The following is a 17,126-nucleotide window of genomic DNA, read 5'->3' on the forward strand; positions in this document are numbered from 1 at the left end:
CGGGATAAAATGACAGATTATAAGATGAAGCTGTCGGATGAGCAGAAAGCCATCTTAAACGGCAGCAAAGGTGACGTGATGGCGAAAGTGATGGAAACCATGATCCGCTATGGTGAACTGTTCGGGGCGGACGGCATGGTTCCAATCACGGGTAAATATAATCATCTGGTCACTTCTTTCGGTCTGAAGGCTCTGGGACCTGTCTATGACCTGATGGAGAAACTGATCGGTGCAGGATGCACATCACTACAGAAATTTACAGCAGACCCCCGCCCGCTGGACAAAAAGGTACCGGGTTCTTTTATACAGAATCTTGTATTTCAGCATTTCATGTACAGCAGGCAGGACTATTACGAAAATCAGCTGGATAAACTTGGGTTACTTGAAAAGGATGCATTTACATGTACCTGTTATATGGACGAAGTTGGAAATACACCTGCCCGGGGAGATGTTCTATCCTGGTCAGAATCCTCTGCGGTTGTATATGCCAACTCCGTGCTGGGTGCCAGATGCAACAGGAATTCGGGAATTGTCGATCTGATGGGGTCCGTCGTGGGCTATGTGCCGCATTTCGGACTGCTGACCGATGAAGGGCGCAGAGCAGACTGGATTGTTGAGATCAGGACCACGAAGAAGCCGGAAGCGCAGCTTTTGGGATCTGCCGTCGGTATGAAAGTGATGGAAGATGTACCGTATATTGTCGGACTGGACCGGTGGCTCGGTACACTGAATGATGACACCAGGACGTATCTGAAAGACTTTGGAGCGGCAACAGCGTCAAACGGTGCGGTCGGACTGTACCATGTAGAGGGAATCACACCGGAGGCGGTACAGCAGGGAAAAGCCCTGCTGAAAGAAAACCCGGAAGTATATGTCATTGACGATGCAGAGCTCCAGCGTGTCTATGACAGCTATCCGGTCATCTGGAAAGACAAAAATGCCAGGCCTAAGTTGTGTTTTATGGGGTGTCCGCACATGAGCCTGACTCAGCTGATCGGCTGGACAAAAAAAGTGGAGCAGGGATTAGAAGACGCGGGACATGAAAAAGTTGTGATTCCCACCGTATTTACGGCTGCGCCGGCGGTGCTCAGAAAATTTGGGGAAACACCCTATGCCGCCAGGCTTGAAAAGACAGGGGTGATCGTTTCCTATATCTGTCCTCTGATGTATATGAATAATCCTTTGAGCACCAGCATGCCCGTCATCACTTCCAGCAATAAGCTTCGTACCTACACGAGTGCGAGATATTATACGGATGATGAGATTTTGGAGCAGATTACAAAAGGAGGGAACGTGTGATGAAGAGTTTTCAGGGAAGAATAGTCACTCCGGGAAATATTACTGCACCTGCTCTTGTCTCTCATGAGGGAGTAAATACGCTGGCTTCGTTCCAGAAAGCACTGCAGTTTGGGGATAAGAAGGCAACCTGCGGGGATCAGAATAACGCAGACTTATATGGAAAACAGATGGCGGGGAAAGCACTCTGTCTCCCGAGAACGATCGGTTCTACGACCGGCGGGCTTGTGCTGTACTGCGCCTGTTCCATGAAACGGCAGCCAGCGTGTATGCTGTTTTCGGAGCCGATCGATTCCCTCGCCGCAGCGGGGGCAATTCTGGCTGATGTGTGGCTCGATAATGTCACGATGCCGGTGGTAGATTCTCTGGGGGAAGAATTTCTGGCGTATATAAAAGATGATATGAACATTACGATCAAAGCGAACGGAGTTGTAGAAGTTGAATAACCAAAGAAAAAACAAGAAAAAGAAAAGTCACCCATTCTTAAGGTATTTGCTGTTTTTCGCGTGCATTGTTTTTGTTCTGACAGCATTCTGGATGGCGGGGGACCTGAGTAAACGTACACATCATGTGAGGGCAGAGTCAGGGGAGAGTGGCAGCAGGCAGGACGCTTCTGATTCGCAGGGCAATGACAATACAGCAAAAGCTGATGATGCAAAAGGACAGGATGGTGGATCCGAACCGAAAGCAGAGAAAGCAACGGAAACGGGCGAAACGGTGGAACTGACAGATGAGATTACAAGCAGTTCTGCAGTTTTAGTTGATCTGAGTACGGAAAAGATTGTCGCCCAAAGAGATGCAAATGCCAGAATCAGCCCCGCATCGATGACGAAAATACTCACAATTCTGGTGGCGGCGGAACATGTTGAAAACCTGGATGACACGTTTACGATCACTCAGGAGATCGTAGATTACAGCTATCTCAATGAGTGCAGCAGTGCAGGATTTGTGGCGAACGATGTAGTGACTGTGCGGGATTTATTTTACGGGACCATCCTGCCGTCCGGGGGAGATGCAGCGACAGCCCTCGCAATATATGTGGCAGGTTCCCTGGAAGACTTTGTTGGTTTGATGAATGAGAAACTGAAAGAGCTGGGGCTGTCTAAGACCGCTCATTTTACCAACAGCGCCGGGCTGTACGATGAGGACCATTATTGCACAGTCTATGATATGGCTTTGATCCTGCAGGCAGCTGTTGCAAATGATCTGTGCAGGGATGTATTGTCTGCCCGTACCTATCAGATTCCGGCTTCTGAGCTGCATCCGGAAGGAATTTTGATCTCCAACTGGTTTTTGCGCCGCATCGAGGACAAGGATACCGGTGCCAGGGTAATGTGTGCCAAGACAGGATATGTGGAACAGGCAGGAAACTGTTCAGCCAGCTACGGTGTGGGCAGCGATGGAAAAGAATATATCTGTGTGACGGCAAACGCCGCCGGCGTCTGGGCGTGTATTGATGATCACGTTGCGCTGTACAGAAAGTTTTCGGCATGATTTCAGGGAGGATATGCTTTGCGGCATACCCTCCCTTTTGACAAAAATGACCGGTCCAACAGGCTGCCGGTAGTTTCTGATGATATCAGAATGGTTTTCAGCTTAAATATCTGCTGATTTCCCGTTTCAGTGCAGCCGAATCAAGCGGTTTCGCAAGGTGTCCATTCATACCTGCTTCTTTGGCAGATTGAATATCCTCTGCAAATGCATCGGCAGTCATCGCCAGAATCGGGATGGTGGATGCATCTTTGCGGTCTGAGGAGCGTATTATTCTGGCTGCGGTGTAACCATTCATCACCGGCATCTGAATATCCATCAGGATGATATCATAATAATTTTCGGAAGAGTTACGAAATGCGCTGACACCCTCTTCACCGTTACAGGCAATCTCGATTTCAGAACCCATATCGGATAGAAGCTCCATGGCTACTTCCCGGTTGAGTTCATTGTCTTCCACCAGGAGGAAATGCCGTCCATGAAAACCTGAAGTCTGAGAGGAATCCGTTTTATCTGAAGGAATCTGTTCACCCAGCACGTAATGGCGCAGCCCCCGTATGAGCGTGGAGATAAAAATTGGCTTCTGGAGAAAACCGTTGACACCGGCCCGCAGTGCCTCCCGTTCAATATCGTTCCAGTCATAAGCAGAGATGATCAATACAGGGAGTTTCTCGCCGAGAAGTTCCCGGATCCGGCGGGTAGTCTCAAGGCCGTCCTGCCCGGGCATTTTCCAGTCGAGCAGAACAGCGTCATATACGTCGCCGTTTTGCAGAGCTTCATTTACTTTCTCAACAGCCGCTTCCCCGCTGTCTACCCAATCGGCGTAAATTCCAATCCTTCTCAGCATCTCCACAGTGTATTCGCACATGATGGCATCGTCATCTGCGACAATGATTTTTAAATCCGGAAAACTGCTGCTGACAGACGGTTCTTTTTCGATTTTCATCGGAAGTGAGACACAGAATGTGGAACCTTTTCCCTGATAACTCTCTACGCTGATCTCGCCGTTCAAAAGTTCTACAATTCTCTTCGTGATTGCCATTCCCAGTCCGGTCCCTTCTGTCTTATCTACCCGGCTGTCCTGTTCCCGGCTGAATGCTGTGAACAGATGAGGCAGGAATTCCGGCCGCATACCGATGCCGGTATCTGTGATTTTAAAGATAAGCCGGGCAATATTGCCGCAGGGGGGAACTTCCTGTACATCCATGGTAATGCGTCCGCCCTCCGGGGTGAATTTGCAGGCATTGGAGAGGATATTCAGGAACACCTGTCTAAGCCGGAGAGAATCACTTAAAAAATGTTCGTGGATCACACATTTCAGACGGATGGAAAAGTTCTGCTTTTTTTCCTTAAACTGGGGCTGCATGATGCTTACGATGTTTTCCAAAACATCCGGAAGACAGGTTACATCCTCCCGCAGCACCATCTCTCCGTTTTCGATTTTCGACATATCCAGGACATCGTTGATAAGACCGAGCAAATGCTGACCGGAAAGGCCGATTTTTTTGAGACAGTCCTTTATTTTTGCACGGTCATCGAGGTGAGAAGTTGCAATATCTTTCATACCGATGATCGCGTTTAACGGAGTCCGGATATCATGACTCATCCGGGAGAGAAAATCTGATTTTGCCCGGTTGGCATCCTCCGCCTCTTTCAGAGCGCAGCGCAGCTGCACAGCCTGTTTTTCAAGCTGGTGCTGCATTTTCCGCAGTTCAGTTTCGTTGGTGATATCAATATATATGACCAGATAGATGGGATCCCCATCCTGATGACCGATGCAGGAGGCATTAATCTGAAGCCACGCAGTGCTACCGTACTGATCATTCATCTGTACGGTAAAATGTACGGGGGCGCCGGCGAGAAGCTCTTCTCTGTGTGACTGAAATACTGTCAGGTTCCGCATGACATTGCAGCGATATAAAGCGTAATCCATATTCTTCCAGCTTTCCTCACCGAAAAACTTAAAGAAGCGGTCATTTCCATCCAGCAGAGTAAAGCCAAGGTCCTTTCCGACACGGTATTTAGCGATAAAACCCGGCAGGTTATCGTAGGTGACTGACTGCTCCAGCTGCATCTGCATGACATTGCTGACATCGGTCATTGCAGTGTAAGAGACCTGATAACCGTTAATATATTCATCAGTAAATCTGGCGGTCATACGCACCCAGATATATTCCCCATTTCTCCGCCGCATTCGGGTAATCATGGTATAATGATTCCTGCCGGCATTTACCATTTTGACGACTTCTTCGCCCAGCTGTTTCCAGAGAACTTCATCATGAATCCCCAGTTCTTCATTCATATAATAAGTATCACACAGATTATGATAGACGGCCTCATATTCCTCACGGGAGTAACCGATCAGATCATAATAATAATCATTTGCCCAAACCAATGTGAAGTGATCATCCAGCAGATGTTTGCTGACACTTACCTGAAGCAGGTTCATTAATGTATCGTATTCATATCCGGTCTGTCCATGACTTTTGTTAAGTGTATCCATATATTTCCTCCATTTTAACAATCTGCATGAAAGATAAATTAAATCTATTTAACAACATCTTTCCTATTTGGGCTATAGGTATATAGTATATCAGCCATGCGGAAAAATCAAGTTGTATGTTCTGATTTAAGTTGATATACTGAAATTGTTATAATAAGGCTTAAAAAAGGAGGGGTAGTGGTTGTATCAGGAGCCTCATATATATGAATACTTATTTCAATCGCTGGTATTACAGTTTGAGTGCGGCGCTTTTTCCGGAGGGCAGGCATTTCCGTCACAACAGCAGCTCTGCAGACAGTACAATGTCGGAATCACTACGGTTCGAAAGGTGATGAAAATGTTAAATGACTGCGGTTATATCCAAACATCATCCGGTCTTCCGGCGACGGTGATCTATCAGGCTGCACATGAAGACTTCATATCCACTCTTGCCAGCCGCAGGAGCGAGATAGCAGACTGTTACCAGGGGATGAAACTGCTGCTTCCGCAATTGTACCGTGAAGGCGCAAAACTGTGCGGAAAAAGTGAGCTGAAGGCAATGCAAAAAATTGTCGATGGGATTACTGACGATATGGAAGTTTCCATGCTGTATCGCCAGGCAAATGACTTCCTAACAATCACGCTTCAGCCGTTTCGAAATCAGCTGATTACTGACCTGGAGATTGATGAGGAGAATTATCTGCATATTCCTTATATCCCTGCTGACGACACGGATGACCCTTTCTACCGGTCCGCGTTTCATATGAAAAACTGGCTGCAGACGGCTCACAATAGAATTGAACAAAAACAATTTAATGAATTCTACGCGAGTATTCTGCGTACCTACCATGACACAGGGCGAAGAGTGGACAGATATCTCAGCATTCTCAGTAAACATGCCGCTGAAGTTTCATTGTCGAAAAAAAATATGCTCTGGTTCCGGACAAAAGGGCATTCTGAACTGTATTCACGTCTGGCTATGACAATAATGCGCCGTATTTTAAATGGTGAATTTGAGGGTCAGAAATACCTTCCTTCAATTCCCGGGCTGATGGAAGAATACGGTGTCATGAAAGAGACCGCCAGCCGTGCAGTCAAGCTGCTGAACACGCTTGGCTTTACGCGGACCATAGATAAAAAAGGAACAGTCATTGCCACGGATGATTTTCGAAGCGTCAAGGGACGTGTTGATTTCAATGAACCCGTGATTCGGAACAGGCTTATACTTTTTCTGGATGCCCTTCAGATCTTAGCGCTGACCACACGCAATTGTGTGTCAGAGTTTCCGCGGGTTTCGGAAGAGGTCATCTGCGAAATGGAAAAAAATCTAAATATGACTGACAAAGATCAAATAAGCCCTCAGGCAGTTCAGATACTGATGAATTATATGATACACTCAGCCCCCTGCCATTCTCTGCAGAATATATATCAGCAGCTGAATGAACTGCTGTTATGGGGAAATTATCTGCTCTTCGCAGATGAGACGTTATATCCCGATACCAGCAGTGTATCGCGGACAACCGCCGATATTGCTGATGCTCTGAGGACAAGGGAGCAGGCCGCTCTGCCGGAACTCACAGAAAGGTTTTTTTCACAGAGCTACGAGGGAATCTACTCCCTGGTTGCCCGGCTGATGAATGGAGCGGAAAATCTTCCGGTCTTCCTTACACGGACACCGGTCAGACGGAGCTGAACTTATGTTGAAATCATGGTAAAACATAAAATTCTTCCTGGAGGATGATGTGGACGTGGAACATATGAGCCCATTCCTGAAGATCGTGACCAACAAATACGCTGCGACGGAATTGACACTGATACTGGCATACCTGCTGACGAAAGTCGGTTATGCGGAAATCTGGCCGCTATTCGGTTCAGCGAATCTTCAATTTCTCAACAAATGCTGGAATAAAGGAGCTTAGTGTGAATACGCCAAATAACAAACGGAAAAGAGAATCCATTGAGAGGATTGAAAAGGTTTTTATTGACTTGCTTCAATCCAAAGAATTAAATCAAATAAGCGTGTCCGATATCTGCAAAAAAGCCGGACTGAACCGTACCACTTTCTATGCGAATTATGCTGACATTTACGCGTTGGCCGATTCGATACGGGATAAACTGGAAAGCAGTCTGTCTGAACTTTACCAGAGCGAGATTACGCAGGGATATAACAGTAATGATTATCTGAGATTGTTCCGGCACATAAAAGAAAATCAGATATTTTATAAAACTTATTTTAAACTTGGTTATGACGACCAGTACAAAATTATCAGCTATGATATAAATCTTGCACGTCAGCACTTTCAAAATTTATTTATAGAATATCACATGGAATTTTTTAAAGGCGGTATCACAAAAATCATTAAAATGTGGCTGCAAAATGGCTGCCGGGAGAGCCCCGAAGAAATGTTTGAAATCATAAGAAGCGAGTACCGTGAACGGACCTGACCCGACGATTCGAGAACAGCAACGCCGGTGCCCCATACGCAGGGAAAAGACGGCATAGCCCTGTATGAGGCTATGCCGCCTGACCCAAAACCCTGGAAAGAAGGTTATCGTGCCGGCATCTGAAAGCCGGTAAGCGCTTTGTTCAGATAATCATTGAACGGTTTCATTCTCTGAAATATATCGACGGCATGTTCAATGAACAGGTCCGCATTCAGCAGATCTTTATCCCGAATAAAATGTTCCACATACCAGCTCTTGTATTTCAGATATTCCGCCTGAGGATTTTCTCTGTCATAGCCTGCCGGTACATTTTTCAGAGAAGTACCTTTCACGGAAAAGAGTGAGCAAAAACCCTCAGCGCCGGTGATCTCTTCCCATTCACCGGGATGCGAGGATATGTAATCCCGTACCATCGAAGTGGCGTCCTTAAACATATCGGCAAATAATCCACCGCCCAGAAACGTCTGATCGCCGGGTTTGATCATCATGTAATATCCGACCGGAACGGGGAGCTTTCCCTTTGCCGCAATGTGTGCTCGGAAAGCCGGATTGTACGGGGATTTGTCATGGCTGAAACGGGTATCCCGCACAAGCCTGAAAGTCAGGTTTTTGGGAATGTTATGAAGAATGGAGGGGTCTGTCTCACCGATTCGAAAAATCAGTTCCTGAAGCAGGTTCTCAAACTGTGCAGATGCCTCTTTTTGTTCTGCCTTATGGGTATGGTACCATTCACGGTTATTGTTTTCGCCAAGTTCCGCTAAGTAGTCTAATATGATTGCTGTATTCATGATCGTTCTCCTTACGAATTTTTTACGATGGAAAGTGATGCCGAGTCTAAAAAGTCAATGAGAAACTGCCTGGTGCGTTCCGGCGACTCATAAGTTTTGCAGAAACAAAATTTTAAGGACGTATTGTCAATGTCCTCCATTGCGTCTTTAAAATTAACCCTGGTATCTTCCGGTATACTTGCAGCGCTGGTATAATCCAGGCTTTTTGGGTTCAGCCGGCGGTTCTGTATGGCATAATTGATACGGTTTCTGCATCTGCATCTGCCGCTTCCATATTCACCGCAGTATGCCTCCAGAAAATCACCCATTTTTTTGCGTATCCTGGAAAGGCGCTGGCGGTAAGACTCCGGTGTCAGTCCCAGCACTTCGCCCGCTATCCGGCTGTCCAGTTTGAACATCGTTCCCAGGATGAAGATGCACCGGCTTTCTGTATCGAGGCACTGCAGCATCACATTGGTACAGGACATCTTCAGCTCTTCTTCCAGAATGGCTCTCTCAACGTTCTGTGTCAGATCAGGAACGTCCTGTACCTGCCCGTTTTCAATATCATCTCCGTAATACTCAAAGCTCAGGGGATAGTGTGCAAACATATGCTTTTTATAGCTTTTCAGGTGATTTGCAGCGATACTGAAAACCCAGGTGGAAAAAGAACTTTCCTTCCTGAAAGCAGACAGGTGTGTGATGATCTTCAGTATGATGTCCTGAGTGGCATCCTCAGCGTCAGCGAAGGTTCCCAGCATTCGAAGGGAAAGATTGAAGATTAAGTCCTGGACATTGAGAATGACGGTTTCCAGGGCATCTTTGTCCCCGGCAGTTGCTTTTTCGATCAGTGCGGATAATTCCTCGTTCGTTTTTTTATTCATGAAATTTGCCTCCTTATATGATTAGACATCATGAGAATGGCTGTGTGACAGATAAAATCAAAAAAACCGATTGAATCTTATCATATCACTTTTAAATCAACCTTACAAACCAAGCGATTGGTAAAATCTATTAACGGCGAAAGGCATAATCAATTATTCAAAATCAGGAAAGTTTGCTATACTGTGAGATAACAATATTTGCAGCAATTGCAACAGGAAGACAGGAGATGATATCATGACATTAATTCAGCTGAAATATGCAATTACCGTGGCGGGTGAACAATCATTGAATGATGCAGCCAGAGTTCTTTTTATATCGCAGCCCACACTTTCATCGGCAATCCGTTTACTGGAAAAAGAAGTAGGATTTGATATCTTCACACGATCCAGGACGGGCATAACCCTCACTGTGAAAGGGACAGAATTCATCGGTTATGCAAAATCTGTTATGGAACAGTACGAATTACTGGATGCCAGATACATTTCCCAGACGAATGTCAAGAAGAAATTCAGTGTGTCAATGCAGCATTACACGTTTGCGGTGAATGCCTTTGTGGAGCTTGTCAGACAGTATGGTATGGATGAGTACGAATTTGAAATTCATGAGACAAAGACACATGAGGTCATCGAAGATGTTAAAAATCACAAAAGTGAAATTGGGATCTTATATCTGAATGACTTTAACAGGAAAGTGTTAATGAAATTATTTACAGAATATGATCTTGTGTTTCAGCCCCTGTTGGAATGCGGGATTTACGTATATCTGTGGAAGGGGCATCCTCTGGCGGAGCAAAAGGACATAGCACTGGAGGAACTGAAGGAGTATCCATGTCTGGGATTTGCACAGGGAGAACACAATTCGTTTTATTTTGCGGAAGAGGTGTTGAGTACTTATCAATATAAAAGATTCATCAGGGCTAATGACAGGGCAACCCTTCTGAATCTTATGGTTGGACTGAATGGTTATACTTTATGTTCCGGGATTATATGTGAAGACCTGAACGGAAAGGACTATTGTGCTGTTAAACTCAGATCAGACGAGAAGATGACAATTGGATATATCTCCCGGAAGGATGCTCATATAAGTGTGATCGGGCAGAAATATCTGGAGGAGATTGAAAAGTATAAAGAAAATGCATTCAGCTGATCAGGAGGAAATTGAAATGGCAAGAGAAATTGAGACAAAATGCATTCATCTGGAGAAGGAGGAAGGCGGGACCGATCACTATGGGGCGATCAGCTATCCGATCTATCAGACTGCAACCTATGCCCATATGGGGGTTGGGCGAAGTACGGGATATGATTACAGCAGACTGCAGAATCCCACAAGAGAACGCCTGGAAAAGATCGTGGCAGCTTTGGAAAACGGCGTCGATGCACTTGCATTGTCATCAGGTATGGCGGCAATTACGCTGATGATGGAGTTGTTTGTGCCGGGGGACCATCTGATTGTGGATTCTGATCTTTACGGCGGGAGCATTCGCCTGTTCGATAACGTATCTGTGAAAAACGGAATAACATTTTCGGTTATCGACTGCTGTAAAGACAACGTGGAGGACCATATAAATCAAAATACGAGGGCGATCTTTCTTGAAACTCCCACAAACCCAATGATGAATGTTGCGGATATAAGGGTTCTTTCTGAAACAGCGAGAAAATACAATCTTTTATTGATTGTGGATAATACATTCCTGTCACCGTACTTTCAGAATCCGCTTGATCTGGGAGCCGATATCGTAGTGCACAGCGGAACAAAGTATCTCGGCGGGCATAACGATACGCTGGCAGGTTTTCTGGTGACGAACAGGGGGGATATGAGTGAAAAGTTCCGCTTTTTGATTAAGACTACAGGAGCAGGGCTTTCACCATTTGACAGCTGGCTCATTCTGCGGGGTATCAAAACACTCGGCATCCGTATGCAGAAGGCCCAGGAAAATGCGATGGAAATCGCGAACTGGCTGAAGAAGCAAAAGGCAGTAAAACGTGTGATATATCCGGGACTCCCGGAGCATCCGGGATACGGGACCATGAAAAGTCAGTCGCGTGGTTTCGGTGCGATGCTGACATTTCAGCTGGAGAGCAGAGAGTACGCACTGGCTGTTTTGGAGAAAGTCCGCATGATCAGATTCGCTGAAAGTCTTGGAGGGGCAGAAACACTGATAACCTATCCGATAACACAGACACACGCAGATGTGCCCGAGGAAATCAGGGAAAAGAATGGAATCACAGATACAACACTGAGGCTGTCTGCAGGGATTGAAAATGCTAAAGATCTGCTGGAGGAGCTTGATAACGTATTTCATGAAATAGAAGGAGAAAAAGGTGGCGGAAAGAAATCTTGATTTTGATAAAATTGTAAAAAGAAAAGGCACAGGGAGCCTGAAATACGACTTTGGAAACAGGCGAGGTATGCCGGAGGACGTACTGCCTTTGTGGGTTGCGGATATGGATTTTGAGACATCCTCCTATATCTCAGACGCACTGACAGACAGGGTCAGACATGGCATATTCGGCTATAGTGAAGTACAGTCTTCATATTTTGAAAGTGTAAGGGACTGGATGAAGAGACATCATGGCTGGGATGTGAAGGAAGAATGGATGATTAAGACACCGGGCATTGTATTTGCACTGGCGATGGCGGTAAAAGCTTACACTGAGCCGGGAGACAGTGTCTTAATACAACAGCCTGTATATTATCCATTTTCCGAAGTGATTGAGGATAATGGGAGGGAAGTGATAAGCAATACGTTATATCTCGGAACGGATCACCGGTATCATATTGACTTTGAAGATTTTGAACAGAAAATTATAAATGAGAAGATCAGGCTGTTTCTCCTGTGTAATCCTCACAATCCGGTTGGAAGAGTCTGGTCGGAGGATGAACTGGTAAGACTGGGAGATATCTGTGTGAAACATAACGTAATCGTAGTCAGTGATGAAATACATGAGGATTTCGTATTTAAGGGCAGGCACCTGGTATTTGCCAATCTTAAAAAAGAATACGAGGACATCAGTATTACGTGCACGTCCCCGAGCAAAACTTTTAACCTTGCGGGGCTTATCATATCGAACGTATTTATACCGAACCGTGAGCTGAAGCGCAGATTCAGAAAAGAAACACGTGCGGCAGGGATAAGCCAGCTGGGGGTCATGGCGCTCGTGGGCTGTGAGGCGGCGTACAGCAGGGGGGAAGAATGGTATGAAGCGATGCATGCATATGTAGCAGATAATATTGAATATACAAGAGAATATGTGGCGGAAAATCTGCGAGGCGTAACCATGACTGAACATGAAGGGACCTATCTGGTATGGCTGGATTTCAGAGGCCTGGGATTGAGTGTGGATGAGCTGGAGGATTTGATCATTCATAAGGCGGGGCTCTGGCTGGACAGTGGAAAAATATTCGGGGACAGCGGCAAAGGGTTCCAGAGAATCAACGTGGCATGTCCGAGAAGTGTACTGAGGCAGGCACTGGACAGGATAAAAATGGCTGTATACTGCGAGGATTGAGAACATGAAGAAAATCAAACCGCAACCACTGGTTGACAGATTATACAGCGCACTTGGTGGTTGTCAACCGGAAAAAATCTTATGATACAGACAATAAATCTAACATTTGAAAGGATGATAATATGATTTTAGCGGAAAAAATAGCTGCACTTCGCAGGAAAAATGGATGGTCGCAGGAGGAGATGGCATATCAGATGGGAGTGTCCAGACAGTCTGTATCAAAGTGGGAATCGGGAACTTCCATTCCTGACCTGGAACGTATTTTAAAACTCAGCCAGATATTTGGTGTCAGCACAGACTATTTATTAAAAGAAGATATAGAGGAGGAGCCGGCAGCTGCTGTATCAGATACCGGCAGTGATGAACTGGTCAAAACAGTTACGGTGGAGGAGGCCAACGAGTATATGGAACTCAATATACAGGCAGCGAAAAAGTCGGCCATCGCGACGGCATCCTATGTGCTGTCTCCGGTTGTACTTCTCTTCCTGGCAGGACTGTCCGAATACAGACAGAATGTGATCAGTGAAAACATGGCAGGCGGTGTGGGGGTTGTTGTATTGCTTCTGATCGTGGGGATTGCGACGGCGTATTTTGTGATGCTCGGAATGAAACTGGAGAAGTATGAATACCTGGAAAAAGAATGTTTCCGGCTGGAATACGGAGTGGAAGGGATCGTCAGAAAGAGAATGGCGGAATACGAGGGGACTTACCGGATCTGTATTATGGCGGGAGTCTTCCTTTGCATCATCTGCGCTGTACCGCTCATGATAGCGGCAGCGATCGACAGTCCGGACTTTGTATACATTATCTGCACAGAAATTTTGCTGATCATGATAGCGTGTGCCGTTTTTCTGTTCGTATTGGCGGGAGAGAAAAAGGATTGTTTTGAAGTGCTGCTCCAGGAGGGGGACTATACCGCAGAGAAAAAAATGGAAGGGAAAAAGACCGAGCGTGTGAGCCGTATCTATTGGTGCATCATTGTTACGGTGTATCTGGGAGTCAGCCTGTACACAAACGACTGGGACCGGACATGGATCATCTGGCCATGCGCGGCTGTTTTATTCGTAGCGGTGCGTGCCATATGCGGAGCGTTTAAGAACAAGGCAGAGTAGAGAAGACTTTGCCGCAACAACATTTGAGAAAAGGCGCTGATTTACCTGTTCATAAATCAGTGCCTTTTCTGTTTACATTATCAGTTTTTCATAGCTTTTCATATCCATCGGGCGGTAGAAATAAAATCCCTGAGCAAGGCGGCAGCCCATATCCTGAAGTATCTCAGACTGTATCCTGTCCTCCACACCTTCACAGATCACGGTGATGCCCAATTCACCTGCCATACGGATGATACTCTCTACAACAATCTGTTCTCTCTTTCCGGCTACACCGTGACACACGAAGCTGCGGTCCAGTTTTAACACATCTGCAGGTAATTGCCTGAGCTGTCCGAGTGAGGAATAGCCTGAGCCAAAGTCGTCGATTGCTATTTTAAACCAGAGCGCTTTCAGACGGGGCAGCATTCGCTCAATCTTGCCGGAGTCATCGATCAGAGCGCTTTCTGTGATCTCAATTTCCAGAAGCTCATGGGGAATCCTCCACCTGTCCGCTATCTCACAGATGCGTTCCGGGAAATCCTGCTGCTCGAAATGCAGCCTGGAGAAGTTACAGGAAACCGGCAGAAGGCTGTGTCCCTGCTCCTTCCAGCCGTGCATCGTGCGGCAGACGTTCTCGAACAGCCAGAAATCCACCTTTTTTATCATTCCATTCTTTTCAAACAGTGGGATAAACGTTCCGGGCATTAAAAATCCCATTTTGGGATGATTCCAACGGATCAGTGCTTCGCTTCCGATGATCTCCCCGTCTGACATGGAGACTTTGGGCTGATAGTATACTTCAAACTCGTCCGCGGCTAATGCGTCATCCAGTCCTCCCTCCAGCTGACGCGCCTGGAGAGCCTGCCTGCGCATCTGTTCATCGTAGAGAACAGCAAAACTGCCTGGTGTGGATTTCGCATGGCGTCTCGCGTAATTTGCAAAGTCCAGCATTTGTTTGATATCGGTTTTATCCGAAGAAGTTACAGAATACACACCGAATATAAGTTCTATCCGGTAGGGAATGTCTGTGTTTTCTGTTCTCCAACGGTTCAATTTTTCTACGCAGGTCCTGAGACGTCCGATCAGCAGATCCCAGTCTGTGTACCGCATCAGAAGAACAAAGTTGTCGGCTGAGACACGGGCACAGTGCTCACTGCTTTCAAGTTCGTCCTCAAGCACCCGGCTGCAGGCGCGCAGCACCTCATCCCCGACTGCGAAACCGAAGTTATCGTTGATAAGTTTAAACTGGCAGATGTCGCTGTAGAGCAGTGCCAGATTCTGTTCTCCTTCATTGCTCACGTTCTGAGGCCATTTATGGTAAAAACCATTAATGCTGTCAAGACCAGTCAGTTCATCCTGGTAGAGCAGTTCCTGAATTCTCCGGTTGCTGTGCAGGGCATTTCTGAGATTATAGCTGACAAGCAGGATAATGATGAAAAGGACCAGGCTGACGCCAAAGACTACAGCCCACATATGTTCCCGCACGAATTCAGCAAGACTGACTTCTTTTGCGCTGATGGAATTGTTTACCATAAATGTATCTACCTGTTCAACCGGAAGGTACTGAATACATTTATTGATAACAGAGTAAAGCCTTGAATCTTTACCGGAAGATACTCCGACACACATCTTATTGATATATTGCCCCAGGGCAGCTTCCTGCAGTCCGTTATAATCTGTGTTGTTGAGAAAAAATCCGGCAACCTGTGTATTAATGTAAGTTGCATCGGCTTCACCCTTTTGCACGGCTTCCAGACATTCGACCGCAGTAGAATAATATTGCACCTTACTGTGTGGATTATCATTGCTGATAACTTCTGAAAGCTGGTACCCTTCTATGAGTGCCAGAATCTCAGGAGCGCCGGTGTCATAACGGGTGATCATGGATGTGGGGGTGCGCAGATAGTAGAGTGTGGAGTTGATACTATTTCGGCTGTCCCACAGGTAATCTCCGTCAGACAGACACAGCGCGTCAATCTTACCCTGCTGCAGAAGCTTAAGAGCATCTGACTGAGGGTGTGCCTCATAACGGAATTCCAATCCGCTGTTTTCTGCAATGTACTGGAAGACATCAGCGGAAACCCCCCTGAAATTCCCGGTTTTTTCTTCCTGGTATGCCAACGGCGCGAAAGACGGATCGTAAGAAACGATCACAGGGTCTGCATGTTCGATATACTGGCGCTCATCCTTAGTGAATACAGGTTTCTGGTTGGAACTGGGTGCCAGGTATTTGTCATACAGGTCTGCACCATAGCTGGGATTACTCAAAAGTATATTGTCCACGGCACGGTTTAAGTCGTCCAGCAAATCTGGTTTCTTTGCTGTGACGGTTAAAAAAAGCGGACTGGGAGAGAACTGCGCGACGCTGCGGAAAGAGCTGTTTTTTCCCAGATGTGTGATCGCAACACCGTCCAGGGTTCCATCCTCCAGTGCCCCCAGTAATTTGTCAGTCTCATCGTACTCTATGATGTTAAGTACAACCCCATTATTTTTACAGAATTCTTTAAAACGTTCTCCGTCGATGCCTCCACGTATGATGCCGACATTCATTCCCTCAAAAGCAGTAAAATCATCATAGGCATAACGTTCATCGTCCATTCGCACATTGAGGGTGGTATAGATGGAACACATCGGCTGAGTGACAAACAGGACTTCTTCCGCACGCTCTTCAGTATGATAAACAGAAGGCAGAAGATCGATCTCTCCACGGACGAGCATGTCATAAGCCGCGTTCCAGCTTCCCGTATCTACGATCTCAAACTGAAGATCTGAATTCTTGGCAAGCTCCTGAATATATTCTATATTGTAACCGACGTATTCTCCCTGCTGATTCAGGGACATATAGTCTCCGTCCTCATAATATCCGACTTTAACGGTCTCTGTATTCTGTTCGGATGCAAATACCACAGGAGTCAGCCAGAGATAAAAAAAGAGAAATATTGTAATTAAGGTAAGGATCCGCTTAAAGGTATGATTCATGACTGAGCCCCGCTTTCAATCATTTTAAAACTATTGTATTTTATTTTCGGAGATAAGTCAAATATACTTCGTCAATTCAGTAACATGTTTGGATTGTCTTGTCAGAAATTTAACTTTATCGTATAATATTTGTAACTACCATATAGCTGAGTTTCTCTAAAATCCGGCTTTCTCTAAAAAG

The 17,126-nt window shown here is 46.1% G+C and carries 14 protein-coding genes; 10 read left to right on the forward strand and 4 right to left on the reverse strand.

Annotated features, from left to right (window positions below; genetic code table 11):
• Window positions 1-9 precede the first annotated feature (9 nt).
• Genes MCG98_RS10660 through MCG98_RS10670 form a run of 3 tightly spaced genes read left to right on the forward strand, consistent with a single transcriptional unit; the run spans window position 10 to window position 2,790 of the window.
• Entirely contained in the window at window positions 10-1,299 is a 1,290-nt protein-coding gene (locus MCG98_RS10660; protein ID WP_240301964.1) for an aconitase X, read from the forward strand.
• Window positions 1,299-1,742, forward strand: a complete 444-nt coding sequence (locus MCG98_RS10665) for a DUF126 domain-containing protein (RefSeq protein ID WP_240301965.1) — start codon at window positions 1,299-1,301, stop codon at window positions 1,740-1,742. The genes MCG98_RS10660 and MCG98_RS10665 overlap by 1 nt, the downstream gene beginning before the upstream one ends.
• Window positions 1,735-2,790, forward strand: a complete 1,056-nt coding sequence (locus MCG98_RS10670) for a serine hydrolase (protein ID WP_240301966.1) — start codon at window positions 1,735-1,737, stop codon at window positions 2,788-2,790. Before MCG98_RS10665 ends, MCG98_RS10670 begins: the two co-directional genes overlap by 8 nt.
• 97 nt (window positions 2,791-2,887) lie before the next feature.
• On the opposite strand, the gene MCG98_RS10675 is transcribed toward MCG98_RS10670, so the two are convergent.
• Window positions 2,888-5,290, reverse strand: coding sequence for a response regulator (locus tag MCG98_RS10675; RefSeq protein ID WP_240301967.1), 2,403 nt, complete (start codon window positions 5,288-5,290; stop codon window positions 2,888-2,890).
• Window positions 5,291-5,471: 181 nt separating this feature from the next.
• Here MCG98_RS10675 and MCG98_RS10680 point away from each other — a divergent pair, with 181 nt between their 5' ends.
• The 3 genes from MCG98_RS10680 to MCG98_RS10690 are packed head-to-tail and all read left to right on the forward strand — an operon-like array spanning window position 5,472 to window position 7,714.
• The gene (locus MCG98_RS10680; RefSeq protein WP_240301968.1) at window positions 5,472-6,962 is read left to right on the forward strand and encodes a GntR family transcriptional regulator; all 1,491 of its coding nucleotides are present in this window, start codon (window positions 5,472-5,474) and stop codon (window positions 6,960-6,962) included.
• 49 nt (window positions 6,963-7,011) lie between these two features.
• Window positions 7,012-7,188 (forward strand): carbon starvation CstA 5TM domain-containing protein, encoded by a 177-nt coding sequence (locus tag MCG98_RS10685; RefSeq protein ID WP_345891646.1) that lies wholly within the window; start codon window positions 7,012-7,014, stop codon window positions 7,186-7,188.
• A 1-nt stretch (window position 7,189) separates the two neighbouring features.
• Window positions 7,190-7,714, forward strand: a complete 525-nt coding sequence (locus MCG98_RS10690) for a TetR/AcrR family transcriptional regulator (protein WP_240301969.1) — start codon at window positions 7,190-7,192, stop codon at window positions 7,712-7,714.
• 104 nt (window positions 7,715-7,818) lie between these two features.
• On the opposite strand, the gene MCG98_RS10695 is transcribed toward MCG98_RS10690, so the two are convergent.
• Entirely contained in the window at window positions 7,819-8,502 is a 684-nt protein-coding gene (locus MCG98_RS10695) for a DUF2461 domain-containing protein (protein WP_240301970.1), read from the reverse strand.
• A gap of 11 nt (window positions 8,503-8,513) precedes the next feature.
• Window positions 8,514-9,365 (reverse strand): RNA polymerase sigma factor, encoded by an 852-nt coding sequence (locus MCG98_RS10700; protein ID WP_240301971.1) that lies wholly within the window; start codon window positions 9,363-9,365, stop codon window positions 8,514-8,516.
• 235 nt (window positions 9,366-9,600) lie between these two features.
• Between MCG98_RS10700 and MCG98_RS10705 the strand changes: the two genes are divergently transcribed.
• From MCG98_RS10705 to MCG98_RS10720, 4 genes are all read left to right on the forward strand, one after another.
• Window positions 9,601-10,512 (forward strand): LysR family transcriptional regulator, encoded by a 912-nt coding sequence (locus MCG98_RS10705; protein WP_240301972.1) that lies wholly within the window; start codon window positions 9,601-9,603, stop codon window positions 10,510-10,512.
• A gap of 16 nt (window positions 10,513-10,528) precedes the next feature.
• The gene (locus tag MCG98_RS10710) at window positions 10,529-11,707 is read left to right on the forward strand and encodes a PLP-dependent aspartate aminotransferase family protein (protein ID WP_240301973.1); all 1,179 of its coding nucleotides are present in this window, start codon (window positions 10,529-10,531) and stop codon (window positions 11,705-11,707) included.
• Window positions 11,688-12,875, forward strand: coding sequence for a MalY/PatB family protein (locus MCG98_RS10715; protein ID WP_240301974.1), 1,188 nt, complete (start codon window positions 11,688-11,690; stop codon window positions 12,873-12,875). The genes MCG98_RS10710 and MCG98_RS10715 overlap by 20 nt, the downstream gene beginning before the upstream one ends.
• 122 nt (window positions 12,876-12,997) lie before the next feature.
• Window positions 12,998-13,987 (forward strand): helix-turn-helix transcriptional regulator, encoded by a 990-nt coding sequence (locus tag MCG98_RS10720; RefSeq protein ID WP_240301975.1) that lies wholly within the window; start codon window positions 12,998-13,000, stop codon window positions 13,985-13,987.
• Window positions 13,988-14,059: 72 nt separating this feature from the next.
• Here MCG98_RS10720 and MCG98_RS10725 read toward each other — a convergent pair whose 3' ends face one another.
• On the reverse strand, window positions 14,060-16,945 hold the full coding sequence (locus MCG98_RS10725; protein ID WP_240301976.1) for an EAL domain-containing protein: 2,886 nt from the start codon (window positions 16,943-16,945) through the stop codon (window positions 14,060-14,062).
• Window positions 16,946-17,126 lie beyond the last annotated feature (181 nt).

Source organism: Ruminococcus sp. OA3, assembly GCF_022440845.1.
Lineage (GTDB): Bacteria > Bacillota > Clostridia > Lachnospirales > Lachnospiraceae > Ruminococcus_G.